Genomic DNA, 14,782 nt, shown 5'->3' with positions numbered 1-14,782 from the left:
CTCCTTGCCTACCCTCAAGGTAGGGAAGGAGGCCTTCACGGACTTGGCCCTCAGGTCATACGAAGGCGCTCTGGCCGGTGATCGCCTTTCCGACGATCAGTGTGTTCATCTCCCGCGTGCCTTCGAACGAGTAGATCGCCTCGGCGTCGGTGAAGAACCGCATGATGTCGTTGTCCAGCACGATCCCGTTGCCGCCGAAGATCTCGCGGCCCCAGGCGACGACCTCCCGCATCCGCGAGGTCACAAAGGCCTTCGCGAGTGACGAGTGTTCGTCCTTGAAGATCCCGGCGTCCTGCAGCCTCGCCAGTTGCACCAGCATGCCCCACGACGCGGTGATGTTGCCGAGGCTCTTCACCAGCAGGTCCTGCACCAGCTGGAACCGCGCGATCGGACGGCCGAACTGCTGGCGTTCCCTGGCGTAGTCCAGCGCCAGTTCGTAGGCGCCGATCATCACGCCCAGCGCCTGCCAGGCCACGCCGCCGCGGGTCGCGCGCAGGATCTCGGCGACGTCGCGGAACGAGTCGATGCCCTGCAGCCGGTTGGCCTCCGGCACCCGGACGTCGGTCAGCGTGATCTCGGCGTTTTCGACGATCCGGAACGCGAACTTGTTCTCGATCTTGACCGGCACGAACCCGGGCGAGTCCTTCTCGACCACGAAACCCTTGACGTGGTTGTCCTCCTCGTCGCGGGCCCACACGATGACGAGGTCCGCGAAGGTCGCGTTGCCGATCCACTTCTTGGCGCCGTTGAGGATCCAGGTGTCGCCCTCGCGGCGCGCCGTCGTCCGCATGCCGCCCGCGACGTCGGAACCGCCGAGCGGCTCGGTCATCGCGAAGGCGCCGATCTTGTCCATCGCGGCCATCGACGGGAGCCAGCGGTCGCGCTGTTCCTGGTCGCCGCCCGAATAGATGCTGTACATCGCCAGTCCGTTGTGGACACCGAAGAAGGTGGCCACCGACGGGTCCGTGCGGGTCATCTCCATCGCCATCATGCCGCTGAGCAGGTGGCTGGTGGCCGGAAGGTGCTCGCCATAGCCCTCATAGGGCAGCCCGGCGACGCCGAGTTCGCGGAACTTGCCGACGAGTTCGTGCGGGAACTCACCCTTTGCCCAGTACTCGTTCACGAGTGGTTCGACCTCGGCGCGCATGAAGTCACGCGTCTTGAGCAGCAGCTTGCGCTCCTCCTCGGGCAGCAGGTCCTCGTAGGCGTAGAAGTCGGCGGTCATGTCAGTTCTCCTCCCTGGCACTGTCCAAAGCGGACAGCACCGCGAGCTGCTTGCGGTCGCGCGCCTCGGCGAGTTCCGAGTACGTGGAGGAGCCGTAAGCGGATTCCACGGCTTCGATGAGCCGTTCCTGTTCTTCGGGGGTCTGCGAGGGCGTGCCGAGGCCCGCCCACATCTTCTTCATCGACTTGCCGATGTGCTCGGCCATGTGCCGGTACCCGCCGGGGCCGCCGCCCAGATGCGAGCCGAGGAACGGCCCGACGGTCGACCAGCGGATGCCGAGCGAATTCGTCATCACCGCGTCCAGTTCGGACGGTGACACGACACCTTGTTCCACCAGGTAGATCGCCTCGCGGCTCAGCGCGTTCTGCAGCCGGTTGCCGACGAAGCCGGGGATCTCCTTGCGTTCCACCACCGGCGTACGGCCGACGAACCGGTAGAACCCCACGGCCCGCTCGACCGACTCCGCGCTCGTGCGCTCGCCGGGGACGACCTCGACCAGCGGGATCAGGTGCGGCGGATTGAACGGGTGCCCGATCAGCACCCGTGACGCGTCGTCCAGTGCCGAGGCGAACGCCGTCGAGGGGATCGCCGAAGACGAGCTGAGCAGCAGCGCGTGCGGCGGCGCTTCGCGAACCAGGGTCGCGAACAGCTCCTTCTTGAACTCGACGTCCTCGGGTCCGTTCTCCTGCACGACATCCGCGTTCCGGACCGCTTCGCGGACGTCCGCTGCGAGGTGGACGCGAGAGGTGAGGTCCTCGGCGGTCCGGCCGAGATGCGGGGCGAACGTCTCCAGCGCGACGGCGACGGCGTCGGCGAGATCCGGTCGCGGGTCCGAGACCCGGACCTCCATGCCGTGCGCGGCGAACAACGCCGTCCACGAAAGGCCGATGGTGCCCGCGCCGATCACCGCGGCGTTCCGAAAAGTCATGACCGTGCTCCCTTCAAGTAGTCGAAGACCGGCTTGACCGGGGCGAGTGTCAGGTCGGTGAGGATGTGGCTCGCCGAAACGACCTCCAGCACCGGGAGATCGGCGAGCGGGGCCAGCACGTGCTGGAACAGCTGCAGCCGCGCCGGCCCGGTCCACGCTTCCTTGATCACCACGTCGGTGATCTCGGTGCGGACCAGCTCGAAGACCCGGGGCGATCCGTCGTAGTCCGGGATGGTCTTGAGCATGAAGGTCGGCACGGTGATCTGCGTTTCGGCCTCGCGGACGTCCAGCCGATGGTGCTTGTAACCCATGGTCGCGGTCGCGACGCGCTGGCTGCCGTAGTCGAGCGTCCCGACGAGCGCGCCGTTCTCGGCGAACAGCCTCGGCGAGCCGATGGTCTTCGGGTAGGCGCTGATCTCGCGGCCGGACGCGGTGGCCGGGAAGTTGTCGAGGTACATCGCGTGCAGGTACTCGCCACGCTCGCCCTCGAAGCTCACCGGGATCGCCTGCCCGGACTCGGTGTAGGGCCCGTAACCGCTGACGTCGCCCATCTTCATCACCTCGAACCGCACCAGCGGCTCGTCGATCTCCAGTGGCTCCGGCACGACGGCGCGCAGGGCGTCGGCGTCGGTGCGGTAGACGATGTTCAGGTACTCGCGGTTCGTGAACCGGGGTACCACCGGCGCGTACGCCGGGTTCGTGAGCGGCGTGGTCACGTGCCGGAGGACTTCTTGCTGCTTCATCTCACTCACCTGTCCACTGTGGAGCGCGGCGTTCGGCGAAGGCCTGCATGCCCTCGCGGACGTCGGCCGACTTCATCAGCGCCGGGAGGTCCGCACGCTGGGTGGCAAACGCTTGCGCGTCGGGAACTCCGTCGGCGGCGCGGGCGATCTTCTTGACCAGGGCCAGCGCCAGGGGAGTGTTGGCGGCGATCTGCTCGGCGAGTTGCAGAGCGACGGCGGCGGCCTCGCCGCTCGGGACGACCCGGTTCACCAGACCGAGGCTTCCGGCGCGTTCGGCGCCGATCGGCTCGCCGGTGAGCAGGAACTCCATCGCCAGGTGGTGCGGGATCCGCTTCGGCAGCCGGATCACGCCGCCACCGGCGGCGATCAGTCCGCGCTTCACCTCGGGCAGCCCGAACTCGGCGTCTTCGGCGGCGACGATCAGGTCGCAGCCCAGCGCCAGTTCGAAGCCGCCGCCCATGGCCCACCCTTCGACGGCCGCGATCAGGGGCTTCGACAGTTCGGCCTCGGTCAGCCCGCCGAACCCGCGGCCGGGGATCTCGGGCGATTCACCTTTCAGCGCCGCCTTGAGGTCCATCCCGGCGCTGAACGAACCGTCCGCGCCGGTCAGGACTCCGGCCCGCAGCGCGGGATCGGTCTCCAGCAGGTCGAGTGCTTCGGCCAGACCGGCGGCGACGGCGGCGTTCACGGCGTTGCGGACCGAAGGCCGGTCGATCGTGATCAGCAGCGTGCCGCCGATCCGTTCGGTGCGTACTTCGTCGGTGCTCATGGTTTCTTCCTCAGCGAGTGGTGGCGAGTTCGCGCAGGACTTCTTCGGTGTCCTGTCCCGGCAGGGGAGCCAGCCGCCGGACGGAGCCGGGGGTCGCGGAGAACTTCACCGGGATGCCGATGGTGCGGATCGAGCCCTCGCTCGGGTGCTCGACGACGTCGAGCAGGTGGCCGTCGCGGACGTATTCGTCGTCCTGCGCCTTGTCGAGTTCGAGGACGGGGGCCATCGGGATGCTGTGCTTCGCGCAGACCTCGGTCCACTCCTCGGTGGTCAGCGCCGGGGCGCATTCGGCGATCATCGCGGCCAGCGCCTCGTGGTCGGCGCCGTCGATCGCGTCGCCGTTGACCCGTGGGTCCTCGGCCAGTTCCGGCCGTCCGGCGGCGTGGAAGAAGTCACGGAAGTTCCGCGGGTTGTACGGGATCACGCAGGCCATGCCGTCCTTGGTGTGCACCGCCTGGTGGCCCGGATTCAGCGACGGGCCGAAGCCGGTCGGGCCCTCCGCGGGCTCGAAGACGTGCCCGGCGAGGTGTTCGACGAGGTTGAACGCGATCAGCGTGTCGGTCATGGGGATCTCGACCCGCTGGCCCTCGCCGGTCCGGTCACGGTGCACCAGCGCGGCGAGCACGGTGTAGGCGATGGTCAGGGAGGAGACCTTGTCTCCGATGATCGTCGGCAGGTAGACCGGCTTGCCCAGTGCGCGGTTCGCGACGTCGACCAGCCCGGACGACGCCTGCACGGTCTCGTCGTAGGCGGCGTTCCCCGCGCGGTCGGAGTCACCGCGGAACCCTTGCGCGTGGGCGTAGATCAGGCCGGGATTGCGCGCGGCGAGGTCTGCGTGGTTCAGGCCGAGCCTGCTCAGCGCGCCGGGGCGCATGTTGGTGATCAGCACGTCGGCGGTGTCGATCAGCTTGAGTGCCTGCTCGCGCTCCTCTTCGTCCTTGAGGTTGAGGGCGACGCTGCGCTTGTTGCGGTTCACGTTCAGGTTGAGCGGCGTCATCCCCGGTGTCGTGCGGAACCTGCCCACCCGCACGGTGTCGGCGGGGGACTCGATCTTGATCACGTCGGCGCCGAGGTCGCCGAGGATCTGCGCGGCGTACGGCCCCATGACCACGGTCGAGAGGTCGATCACGCGAACGCCGTCCAGTGGGCCGGTGGCGGTCTGAGTCATTTCGCTTCCCTTCGCCGTTGTTCGCTCTACAACCGAAGTTAGGCGCGAATTGCGGGAAAGGGAATGATCAAGAAACGAAGAATGGTATGACCGCGGTGGTCATACCACTCACGAGCCCCAAGCCGGACCTGGACCTTTGCCGCCTCAGGTCGAAAGTGGTTCGGCGAAGATCTCGCGGACCGCTTCGACCAGTCCGGCGAGGTCGCCCTCCTCGGCGCGGTCGCGCCGCCAGACCAGTGCGGTCTCCAGCTGAGGCCGGAAATCCGAGAAGGGGAGGATGGTGGCGCCGTCGACAAGGAACAGATGCATCGGGCTGGCCGGATCCAGCATCGTGATCGAGAACGACGAACCGTTCGCGACCAGCTCGGAAATGCCCGAATATTCGGTTCCGCCGACTTTGAGCCTTTTCCTGATGCCCGCCTTCGACAGGGTGTGGTCCATATCGTCCGAATAGGCAGGAATGCTTTCCGATGCGGACGGGATATAGGACAGATCGCTCAATTCGGCGATGGTGACGGTCCCCCGTCCGGCGAACCGGTCCGCCGGGACGACGGCGCCGAGCCGCTCCACCTGCACCGGGACGATCTCCAGCGCGGGATCGGTGACCGGCATCCGGACCAGCGACAACGCCAGTTTGCCCTCGTGCACCGCGGCGACCAGATCGGGTGTCGTGCCCGGCCAGCGCTTGAGTTCGAAGCGGTCGCGGCAGCGTTCTTCGAGGCGTTTGACCCGTTCCCGCAGAGCCGGGTGCACGCCGGCGGGGATGCCGATGAACACGGTGCTGCGCTGGGGTTTCACCGCTTCCTTCAACCGCCAAGGGATCGCGTTGATCTGTTCGAGGACGTCCCGCGCGATCGGCAGCAGCGCGGAGCCCGCCGCGGTGAGCGTGACGTGATGCGTGCTGCGGTCGAACAGCTGGTGACCCAGTTCGTGTTCGAGATCCTTGATGCGCTGGCTCAGCGGGGAGGCGGCCATATGCAGTCTTCGGGCCGCCTGGGAGAAGTTCAGTTCCTCGGCGACGGCCACGAAATACCGCAGGTGCAACATCTCCACGTGCTCACCCTAACCGCAGAGCCACGGTGAACGCGGCGCCGCCTTCGGGCGCCGGGCCCGCCGTCAGCGTCCCGCCCATGCGGGTGACCAGCCCGTGCGCCAGCGCGAGCCCGATANCCGGGCCCGCCGTCAGCGTCCCGCCCATGCGGGTGACCAGCCCGTGCGCCAGCGCGAGCCCGATACCCGAACCGACCGGGCGGCGGTCGCGGTAGCGCTGGTTCAGCACTCCGCGCTCGAACGCGACCGGGTAGTCCTCCGGCGCCAGACCGGGCCCGCCGTCCCGCACCGCCAGCCGGGCCTGCCCGTCGGCCGCCACCAGGGAGAACATGATCGGCGCGCCCGCCGGGGTCACGCGCAGGGCGTTCTCGGCCAGCCCGTCGACGACCTGGCGGAGCCGCCGCGGATCGGCGACGACCGGGACCTCGCCGGGCGGCCGCTCGACCAGCAGCGTGACGTCCTGCCGCGCGCACCGCAGCCGCCAGACGTCCGCGCATTCGTCGAGCAGCGCCGCGAGATCGAGGCGCGCCGGGTCGAGGCGGAACTCGTCCGCGCCGAGCCGTGCCAGTTCCAGCAGGTCGCTGACCAGTCGTTCCAGCCGTTCCGCCTCGCGATGGATGGTCCTGCCGGCGCGCCGCGCGTCCTCGCCTTCGGCCACGCCGTCACCGATCGCCTCCGCGAACCCGGTGACGGCGGTCAGCGGTGTCCGCAGTTCGTGCGACACCGAAAGCAGGAACTCGCGCTGCCGAGCCTCGCTGTACTGCAGGGCGTCGGCCAGTTCGTTGACCGATTTCGCCACGTCCGCGACCTCGGACGGCCCTTCCACCGGAACACGCAGGTCACGGCGCCCGGCCCGCATCCCGTTCGCCACCGACGCGGCCCGGCGCAGCGGCCGCGACAGCATCCGGCTCAGCAGCAGCCCGGCGATCGCGGCGACCGCCAGCCCGGCGCCGAGTGCGAGCACGGTGTTGCGCACCAACGTCCTGCCGCGCGCTTCGCCGATCTCCGTCGACTGGACCAGGGCGAACGCGGCACCTCTCGCGCCGACCGTGCGGACTTCGACGAGGTACTGCCTGCCTTCGACGACCACTGTGCCCGAGCGGGTGAACCCCGTTTTGGTGGCGGCGATGGCCGCGACCGTCCCGTCGCCGTCGATCGTCCCGTTCGGACGGCGGACGACGACTTCGATCCCTTGTCCCCGAACGACTTCCGCGGCCTTCCCGACGCGGAGCCGGTTGCCGATCCCGGTCTCGTCGAGCTGGCTCGCGACCACGTCGGCCTGTGCCGAAAGCGACTGCCGGAGCACGTCGCTGCCCGTGGTGCGGATGAGCCGGGCCGCGACCAGTCCGGCGACCACCACCGCGACCGCGGCGACCGCGAGGCACACGACGGTGATCCGCAGCGCGAGCGAAGTCCGGTTCATCCGGTGTCCGCCGCGTAACCGATCCCGCGGACCGTCCTGATCGGACTGTGCTCGCCCAGTTTCCCGCGCAGCTGGGCGATGTGGACGTCGACGGTCCGCGTGCCCGCCGACGCCGCGTAGCCCCAGACCGAACTGAGCAACTGCTCGCGGCTGAACACCTGACCGGGCCGTCGCACCAGATGGGTGAGCAGATCGAACTCGGTCGACGTCAGCGTGATCTCGGTATCGGCGGCCCAGGCACGACGCTGGGTGACGTCGACGCGCACGCCGCCCGCCGTGTAGGTCTCGGCGGGCGAAGGCGCTCCGGCGGCGCGGCGCAGGACGGTCCGGACCCTTGCCGAGAGCTCACGCGGGCTGAACGGTTTCGTCAGGTAGTCGTCGGCGCCGATCTCCAGGCCCAGCAAGCGGTCCAGCTCGTCGTCGCGCGCGGTCACGAACAGCACCGGCGTCCAGTCGCCGTCCGCGCGCAGCGTCCGGCAGATCTCGATACCGTCCATTCCGGACAGTCCGATGTCGAGCACGATCGCGACCGGGCGCAGCCGCCGGATCGTGGCCAGTGCCGCGCCGCCGTCCGCCTCCACGTGCACGCCGAACCCGTCCCGCCGCAGGTACAGCGAAGCGAGTTCGGCGATCGCGGGGTCGTCCTCGACGACCAGTACCAGCCCGCGTCCCGGTTGTGTCGTCACCGGCCGATCCTGTCATGGGGCGGGGTCGCCTGCCATGTCCTGCTCGATCGAGTCGAGCGTGTGCTGGACGTCGCTCAGCTCACCCGGCGCCGGGCTCGAAGCGGGTTCGTCGTCGGTGCACGCGACCGCGCCGAAGAGCGCGAGCGCGGTCAACCCGGCGGCCAGGAGACGTTTCACTTGCCCGCCTTGCAGTGCGCGCCCGCGAACGCGTCGAGCTTCTGCTTCGCCGCGGTGAGCTCCGGCAGCCTGCCGTTGCGCTTGTCGGCGCGCTTTTGCAGCCTGTCGGCGGTGTCGTTGTGGCCCTTTTTGCGCTGGCCCTCGGCCCTGGCCTTGAGGTTCGCCACCGAACCGCGGATCTCGGGGCCTCCGTTGATGCGTTCGGTGAGTTTGGTGGTGCGCTGGGTGAGCTTCGGCAGCCATTCGGCGCACAACTGCTGGGACTCTTCGGGGCTCAGGGTGATCGGTGCCTGGGCCGAGGCCGCGGGAGCGAGCGCGACGAGGCCGGCCGCGGTCAGGCAGAGGGCGATGGTGTGTTTCAGCATGCGAAGAGCGTCGCGCGGCCGGATACGAGGAATGTGGGGGAAATGTTCGGGTTTCGTAAGCGATACTCGGACGATGGGGCTCAAGACCTTGACCGCCACCGTCGTGGCGACACTGCTGCTCACCGCCGCGCCCGCCGTCGCGTCACCCGCGTTCGTCCTGCGTGACGGCGTCAGCGAGCCGGTGTTCTCCTACGAGAAGGCCATCCGGGAGACCGCCTGGGTCGAGACCGGCCAGGACCTCGACCGCGACGGGCGGACCGACCGGGTCGCCGCCGACATCATCCGCCCGGCGGAACCGGCCGCGCGCGGTCAGCGCGTTCCGGTGATCATGGACGTGAGCCCGTACTACGAGAAGGTCGGGCGCGGCAACGAGCGTCAGCCGAAGACGTACCTCCCCGACGGCACGCCGTCGCAGTTCCCGCTCTTCTACGACAACTACTTCGTCCCGCGCGGATACGCGGTCGTGCTGGTCGACGTCGGGGGCACCAATCGCTCGTCCGGGTGCTTCGACGACGTCGCGTCCGGCAACGGCGTCGTGAACTGGCTCAGCGGGCGCGTTCAGGCTTTCCGCACGCCGTTCGGCCCCGAGCGCGTGCGGGCGGAGTGGGCGAACGGGTCGGTCGGCGCGATCGGGAAGTCGCAGGACGGGGCGACCGCGATCGGGATGGCCGCGTCCGGGATCGAAGGCCTGAAGACCATCGTGCCGATCGCCGGGGTCAGCTCGTACTACGAGGTCCACAACTCGCACGGCGCCTATTTCGGCTGGGCGGGCGGCCCCGGTTTCTACAACGAGCGTGCCGGGAAGCTGTGCCGTCCGTTCGAAGAGGACAACGCGCGCCGCGCGGGGACGGACGGGAACTTCAACGACTACTGGCGCGAGCTCGACTACGTGGCGAAGACCGGCAAGGTGCGTGCGAGCGTTTTCGCGTCGATGGGCTTCCACGACCTCAACGTGAACCCCATCCAGTTCGGACCGTGGTGGGAGGCGCTGAACGCGCACGGCGTGCCGCGCAAGGCGTGGCTGCACCAGGCGGCGCACGTCGACCCGTTCGACCTCGACCGGTCGCGGTTCGTGCGGACGCTGCACCGCTGGTTCGACCGCTGGCTGCTCGGCGTCCGCAACGGTGTCGAGACCGAGCCCGCGATCCGGATCGAGCACACCCCGGACCGCTGGACCGACGAACGCCGCTGGCCCCCGGTCTCGCGGTCACGCACCCTGTGGCCCACGGTGTCGGGTGGGCTGGGGAACCGGCCTTCGTCAGGTTCCGCCGCGGTGACCGACGATCCGGCGCGCGGGGCGTCGCAGTGGGTGGAGAACCCGTCGGAGCCGAGTCCGGATCGGGTCGTTTTCGCAGGTGAGCCAGTGCGGGCGGATACCCGCGTCGCCGGGACGGCCACCGTCACGGTGACCGCCCGCTCGGACAAACCCGCCGCACGGATCGGCGCGGTGCTGGTGGACTACGGCCCCGCGACCGCGCGGAACACGAAATTCCCCGCGCTCGGTACGAAGAACCTGACCACCCGCTCCTGCTGGGGCGCGGGCACCGCCGCGGACTCCGGCTGCTTCCTCGACACCGTCGCCGATCTGACCACTGTGGACGAACGGATCGTGGCGACCGGCTGGGCGGACCTCGGCCACCACCGGTCACTGTGGCGGGGCGAACCGCTCGTGCCCGGCAAGGCGTACACGATGACCTTCCGGCTGAGCAGCCTCGACCACGTCGTCCCGGCGGGGCACCGGCTGGCCCTCGTCCTGGGCGGGACCGACGGGGACATGTTCGACCCGGCGCTGCCCGCGCTCGGTGCCCGGGTGACCTTCGAGCTGGGCGGGACTTCGCTCTCGGTGCCGGTCGCCGGGCGCATTTAGTCCTCTGAATGCGAGAGAGAAGGAGCACGGATGGCGAAGATCCAGCGCATTTCCGTCCACGGTCACACGAGCGCGAGCCCCGAAACCGTCTACGACCTCCTCGTGGACCGCGAGCGCTGGCCCGACTGGTCACCCATGGGCGCGTTCCGCCTGCTCGAGAAGGGGGACGAGAACGGCCTCGGTGCCGTCGGCGTCTTCAGCACCAACGGCGTCCACAGCTGCGAAGAGGTCATCGCGCTCGAACCCGGCAAGCGCTTCGGCTACGCCCTGAAGAAGGGGCTCCCGCTTCGCGACTACCGCGCCTACGTCGACCTCACTCCCGAGCGGAACGGCACCGCGATCCACTGGCATTCCACGTTCACCGCCTCGTGGCGCGCGCCTCGCGTGGCGCACCATAAAGTAGGCGCATGGCAGCCCCACGACGCACCCAGGAGGAACGCAGCGCCGCGATGCGCGTCAGGCTGCTCGACGCCACGATCGACTGTCTCGTCGAATACGGCTACGCGGGTACCACGACCACCCGCGTCGCGGATCGCGCCGGGGTGACCCGCGGCGCGCAGGTGCACCATTTCCCGACGAAGACCGACCTCGTCACCTCCGCGATCCGGCATCTCGCGGCCAAGCGCACCGAGGTCGCGATGGCGGAGATCGACCGGCTCAAGGCCTCGGCGGATCCGGTCGGGGACGCGTTGCAGCTGCTGTGGGAGATGCACCAGGGGCCGGTCTTCTCGGCGACGGTGGAGCTGTGGGTGGCGTCGCGGACCGACGCGGAACTGCGCGCCCAGATGGCGGTGGTCGAGCCGATCGCGACGAGCAGCCTGGTCGAGTTCGGCAAGGCGCTGCTGCCGGACCACTCGGCGCATCCGGAGTTCCTGCACGCGGTGTACACGGCGATGGACGTCGTCCGCGGCATCCTCATCGCCAGCTGGGCGACTCGCGACCAGACCGAGCTGGAGGCGCGGTGGGAGCGTGGCCGCCGTCATCTGATCCTGCTGTTCGAGGCGCTGATGCGGCCCACTCCCTCTCACTAGGCGTGTTACTCTCCCAGGGAGAGTGAGGAGGTCACGTGCTCGGAAACCCGTACGACCCCGACTGCCCCACCCGTGCGCTGCTCGACCGTATCGGCGATCAGTGGACCGTGCTGATCGTCGGCGTGCTCGGCGACGGCCCGCTCCGGTTCACCGAGATCGGCAAACGCGTGCGCGGCATCTCGCAGAAGGTCCTCACCCAGACGCTGCGCAGCCTCGTCCGCGACGGCATCCTGACGCGCACCGCGTACCCGGAGATCCCTCCGCACGTCGAGTACGAGCTGACCGCGCTCGGCCGCAACCTCGCCGAACCGCTCGAGATGCTCGACCAGTGGGCTCGTGTCCACATGGGCGAAGTGCTCGACGCGCGCAAGAACCACGACGGTCAGCTCTCGGCCTGACCGAACAGCCGGTCGAGGTAGTAGTCCACAGTGGACAGTGCCTCCTCGGGCGTGCGGTGGTTCATCACGATGTTGGTGCCCTGCGAATCGGCGAGTGCCCAGAGGATCGCGGATTCGTGCATCGGGTCGGCCGACTTGTCGACATCGCCCGCCTCCTGGCCCTGGCGGATCAGGACGGCGAACAGTTCGAACAGCTGCGGGACGCCGTCGGTGAACGCGGCCGCGAACGACGGATCGGAGATCGCGCGGATGAAGAACGCGACGCCCATCAGCCAGTCGCCGCGCCCGCGCTCGTCGAGCGGCAGAATCTCGGTCATGATCGCGCGGATGATGGCCTTCGGTGTCGACGGCAGTTCGCCGGCTTTCAGCTGGGCCTTGATGCGCTCTTCGTAGACCTGCGAGCGGCGTTCGACGGCGAACAGCAGCATCTCGTCCTTGGTCTTGAAGTAATGCTGTACCAAACCCATCGACATGCCCGCTTCGGCGGCGACGTGCCGGAGGCTGACTCCTTCGAGGCCTCGCGTGGCCGTCAGCCTCGTCAGCGCCTCGGCGATCTCCGCTCGTCGCGTGGCGTGATCCACCTGCTTCGGCACCTTCACCGCCCGTTCCGCTGTTTGCCATGCGATCGCATTGCCACTACTGTCCGACGCTATTACGATGCGATCGCATTGTAAACGCTCGTCGGGGGTGATTTCGGTGGAAGCCGAACGGGGGAAGGTGCGGTTGAGGCCGCCGCGGAACGCGCTGGATCAGCGGGTCGTGGGCTGGTGGAGGCTGCAGGGAACGCTCTTCTGGGGCGCGCCGGTGCTGGTACTGGTGGTGCTCGGGCTGCTCATCACGCCCGCGCGCTTCTGGCTGCTGACACCGGCGGCGGTATTCGCGGTGCTGGGCCTGGTCTGGGTGATCGCGATGCCGCTGTGGTGGTTCCAGGTGCATCGCTGGGAGGTCACGGAGACGGCGGTGTACGCCCGCTCCGGGTTCTTCTGGCAGGAGTGGCGCGTCGCGCCGATGTCGCGGATCCAGACCGTGGACACCCTGCGCGGTCCGCTGCAGCAGCTGTTCAAGCTCGCGACCGTCACGGTCACCACGGCGTCGGCGCGGGGCGCGGTCAAGATCCGCGGACTCGACCACGAATTGGCCGCGAGCCTGGCGGAGCAGCTCACCGAAACGACGCAGGCGACGCCGGGGGACGCGACATGACCTCAGGCGAGTTCGAGGGCTGGAGCACACTCGACAAACGGACGCTCGCCGTCACCGCGCTGATGATGACCGGCGCGGCCGTCGGCGCCGCGATCCCGACCACGGCCGCGATCGTGAGCGGCGGGGGAAGGTTCTGGGTCGCGCTCGTCTGGGTCGTCGCCGGCGGGGTGGTCCTCATCGGCGGCGGCGTACTGGTGGAGCTCTTCTACTGGAAGGGCGTGCGCTACCGGGTCACGCCGGACCGGCTGGAGACGGCGTTCACCCTGGTCTTCAGGTCGCGGAAATCCCTGCAGCGGGAACGGATCCGCAACGTCGACCTGACGGCGAACCCGCTGCACCGGCTGTTCGGCGTCGCGGTGGTGACCATCGGCACCGGGTCGCACGAGTCGGGCGGGCAGGGCCGGATCAAGCTCAACCCCGTCTCACGCGCCGAGGCCGAACGGCTGCGCGCCGACCTGCTGCGCCGCGCGGAAATCGCGGAGGCCGACGAGAACGCGCCGCTCGCCGAGCTGGACCGCAGCTGGATCCGCTACGCACCGATGTCGTTCCTGACCCCGACCCTGGGGCTGGCGGCGGGCGGCGGCCTGATGCAGGTCTCCGAATGGGCGGGACTGCAGAAAGGCCTGATCGACTGGGTGATCGGCCTGTTCCGCGGTATCCCGCTGGTGGTGGCGATCCTGATCCTGCTGGCGATCGCGATGGTCGTCGGCCTGATCGGCGCGCTGGGCCTGTGGATCGAGATGTGGTGGAACTTCCGGCTCGACCGCGAACCCGGCGGCACCCTGCGGGTGCGCCGAGGCCTGTTCACTACGCGCTCGATCTCGATCGAGGAACGCCGGATGCGTGGCATCGACCTCGTCGAGCCGCTCGGGAACCGGATCTCCGGCGCGGCGCGCGTCGACGCGATCGCCACCGGCATGCGGCAAAGCGACGACAAGGACAAGACCGACTACCACACGCTTTTGCCCGCCGCGCCCGTCGTGACGGCCAACCGGGTCGTCGCGTCGGTCCTGCGCGAACCGGTCTCGCCGACCGAAGCCGTCCGGCTCACCGGACACCCCCGCGCCGCGCGGGGACGGCTGCTGCGCTGGTGGGTCGGTTCGGTGGTGGTCCTGCTGGCGATCTTCGCGCTCCTCGGCTTCCTGCTGACCGACGTCCTCCTGGTGATCGGCGCCGCGCTCGGCGTCGTGCTGCTGCCGGCGTCGGTGCTGCTGGCGCTGGACGCCTATCGCAACCTCGGGCACGGGATCACCGGGCGGTACCTCGTCGGACGGCACGGGACCGTGCGGCGGAGCACGTTCGCCCTGGAACGCGAAGGCGTGATCGGCTGGACGCTGAAACAGTCGATCTTCCAGCGGCGCAAGGGATTGCTGACCGTCGTGGCGACCACGGCCGCCGGTGCCGGGGCGTACTCCGTGTACGACGCGGGGGAGGCGCAGGGCCTGCTTTTCGCGGAGGAGTCCGTGCCGGAGCTGTTGACGCCCTTCCTGGAACGGGCCTGACGCTCTCCGGCCGGTGTTCGCAACGTCGCCGCGGGTGCCGCCTGGCGTGTTCTTGACTGTCCATAAGGGACATCGCGTTAGGACAAGGTGACCGCTTGGGGTGCTTTGGGTGGGTTTGCGCGGGGTCGTGAGACCGCACATATGGCACTGACTGGACATCTGGCCGCCACGGCCGGCGGTCGTGTTGCGAAAGCCACGTCGCCGGGAGTGCCGCCCATCGCTTCGGTCGTCACCGAAGCGTCCGCTGGCT

General features: G+C 69.1%; 17 protein-coding genes. 6 read left to right on the top strand and 11 right to left on the bottom strand.

Going from position 1 to position 14,782, the window contains the following annotated elements; translation table 11 throughout:
• Positions 1 to 55: 55 nt before the first annotated feature.
• From LCL61_RS36860 to LCL61_RS36815, 10 genes are all read right to left on the bottom strand, one after another.
• Positions 56 to 1,225 carry an acyl-CoA dehydrogenase family protein gene (locus LCL61_RS36860; RefSeq protein ID WP_340684009.1) on the bottom strand — a complete coding sequence of 390 codons (1,170 nt, stop codon included), beginning with the start codon at positions 1,223 to 1,225 and terminating at the stop codon, positions 56 to 58.
• 1 nt (position 1,226) lies between these two features.
• The gene (locus LCL61_RS36855; RefSeq protein WP_340684008.1) at positions 1,227 to 2,153 is read right to left on the bottom strand and encodes a 3-hydroxyacyl-CoA dehydrogenase NAD-binding domain-containing protein; all 927 of its coding nucleotides are present in this window, start codon (positions 2,151 to 2,153) and stop codon (positions 1,227 to 1,229) included.
• Positions 2,150 to 2,896: an acetoacetate decarboxylase gene (locus tag LCL61_RS36850; protein ID WP_340684007.1), complete on the bottom strand. Its 747-nt coding sequence runs from the start codon at positions 2,894 to 2,896 to the stop codon at positions 2,150 to 2,152. Before LCL61_RS36850 ends, LCL61_RS36855 begins: the two co-directional genes overlap by 4 nt.
• Position 2,897: 1 nt before the next feature.
• Complete coding sequence (locus LCL61_RS36845; RefSeq protein WP_340684006.1) at positions 2,898 to 3,665, bottom strand: crotonase/enoyl-CoA hydratase family protein; 768 nt, start codon at positions 3,663 to 3,665, stop codon at positions 2,898 to 2,900.
• Positions 3,666 to 3,675: 10 nt separating this feature from the next.
• Entirely contained in the window at positions 3,676 to 4,833 is a 1,158-nt protein-coding gene (locus tag LCL61_RS36840; RefSeq protein ID WP_340684005.1) for a CoA transferase, read from the bottom strand.
• 144 nt (positions 4,834 to 4,977) lie between these two features.
• On the bottom strand, positions 4,978 to 5,886 hold the full coding sequence (locus LCL61_RS36835) for a LysR family transcriptional regulator (protein WP_340684004.1): 909 nt from the start codon (positions 5,884 to 5,886) through the stop codon (positions 4,978 to 4,980).
• Positions 5,887 to 5,890: 4 nt separating this feature from the next.
• Positions 5,891 to 7,306, bottom strand: coding sequence for a HAMP domain-containing sensor histidine kinase (locus LCL61_RS36830; RefSeq protein WP_340684003.1), 1,416 nt, complete (start codon positions 7,304 to 7,306; stop codon positions 5,891 to 5,893).
• Positions 7,303 to 7,992, bottom strand: coding sequence for a response regulator transcription factor (locus LCL61_RS36825; RefSeq protein ID WP_340684002.1), 690 nt, complete (start codon positions 7,990 to 7,992; stop codon positions 7,303 to 7,305). Before LCL61_RS36825 ends, LCL61_RS36830 begins: the two co-directional genes overlap by 4 nt.
• 12 nt (positions 7,993 to 8,004) lie before the next feature.
• Positions 8,005 to 8,169, bottom strand: a complete 165-nt coding sequence (locus LCL61_RS36820; RefSeq protein WP_340684001.1) for a hypothetical protein — start codon at positions 8,167 to 8,169, stop codon at positions 8,005 to 8,007.
• Positions 8,166 to 8,534 (bottom strand): hypothetical protein, encoded by a 369-nt coding sequence (locus LCL61_RS36815; protein ID WP_340684000.1) that lies wholly within the window; start codon positions 8,532 to 8,534, stop codon positions 8,166 to 8,168. The genes LCL61_RS36820 and LCL61_RS36815 overlap by 4 nt, the downstream gene beginning before the upstream one ends.
• 73 nt (positions 8,535 to 8,607) lie before the next feature.
• On the opposite strand from LCL61_RS36815, the gene LCL61_RS36810 reads away from it, so the two are divergent.
• From LCL61_RS36810 to LCL61_RS36795, 4 genes are read left to right on the top strand one after another with little or no spacing between them, the layout of a single operon-like run.
• Positions 8,608 to 10,401, top strand: a complete 1,794-nt coding sequence (locus tag LCL61_RS36810; RefSeq protein ID WP_340683999.1) for a CocE/NonD family hydrolase — start codon at positions 8,608 to 8,610, stop codon at positions 10,399 to 10,401.
• 30 nt (positions 10,402 to 10,431) lie between these two features.
• Positions 10,432 to 10,947: an SRPBCC family protein gene (locus LCL61_RS36805; protein WP_340683998.1), complete on the top strand. Its 516-nt coding sequence runs from the start codon at positions 10,432 to 10,434 to the stop codon at positions 10,945 to 10,947.
• Entirely contained in the window at positions 10,851 to 11,432 is a 582-nt protein-coding gene (locus tag LCL61_RS36800) for a TetR/AcrR family transcriptional regulator (RefSeq protein ID WP_340688768.1), read from the top strand. The genes LCL61_RS36805 and LCL61_RS36800 overlap by 97 nt, the downstream gene beginning before the upstream one ends.
• 35 nt (positions 11,433 to 11,467) lie before the next feature.
• Complete coding sequence (locus LCL61_RS36795) at positions 11,468 to 11,830, top strand: helix-turn-helix domain-containing protein (RefSeq protein ID WP_340683997.1); 363 nt, start codon at positions 11,468 to 11,470, stop codon at positions 11,828 to 11,830.
• On the opposite strand, the gene LCL61_RS36790 is transcribed toward LCL61_RS36795, so the two are convergent.
• Complete coding sequence (locus LCL61_RS36790) at positions 11,815 to 12,411, bottom strand: TetR/AcrR family transcriptional regulator (RefSeq protein ID WP_340683996.1); 597 nt, start codon at positions 12,409 to 12,411, stop codon at positions 11,815 to 11,817. The genes LCL61_RS36795 and LCL61_RS36790 overlap by 16 nt on opposite strands.
• Before the next feature lie 76 nt (positions 12,412 to 12,487).
• On the opposite strand from LCL61_RS36790, the gene LCL61_RS36785 reads away from it, so the two are divergent.
• Both LCL61_RS36785 and LCL61_RS36780 read left to right on the top strand, forming a co-directional pair.
• A complete protein-coding gene (locus tag LCL61_RS36785; protein WP_340683995.1) occupies positions 12,488 to 13,030 on the top strand; it encodes a PH domain-containing protein in 543 nt (180 codons plus the stop codon).
• Positions 13,027 to 14,532, top strand: a complete 1,506-nt coding sequence (locus LCL61_RS36780; RefSeq protein WP_340683994.1) for a PH domain-containing protein — start codon at positions 13,027 to 13,029, stop codon at positions 14,530 to 14,532. Before LCL61_RS36785 ends, LCL61_RS36780 begins: the two co-directional genes overlap by 4 nt.
• The last annotated feature ends 250 nt before the right edge of the window (positions 14,533 to 14,782 follow it).

Source organism: Amycolatopsis coloradensis (assembly GCF_037997115.1).
Classification (GTDB): Bacteria; Actinomycetota; Actinomycetes; order Mycobacteriales; family Pseudonocardiaceae; genus Amycolatopsis; species Amycolatopsis coloradensis_A.
The sequence above is the reverse complement of the archived record's forward strand: the minus strand, read 5'-3'. Positions and strand labels throughout refer to the sequence as shown.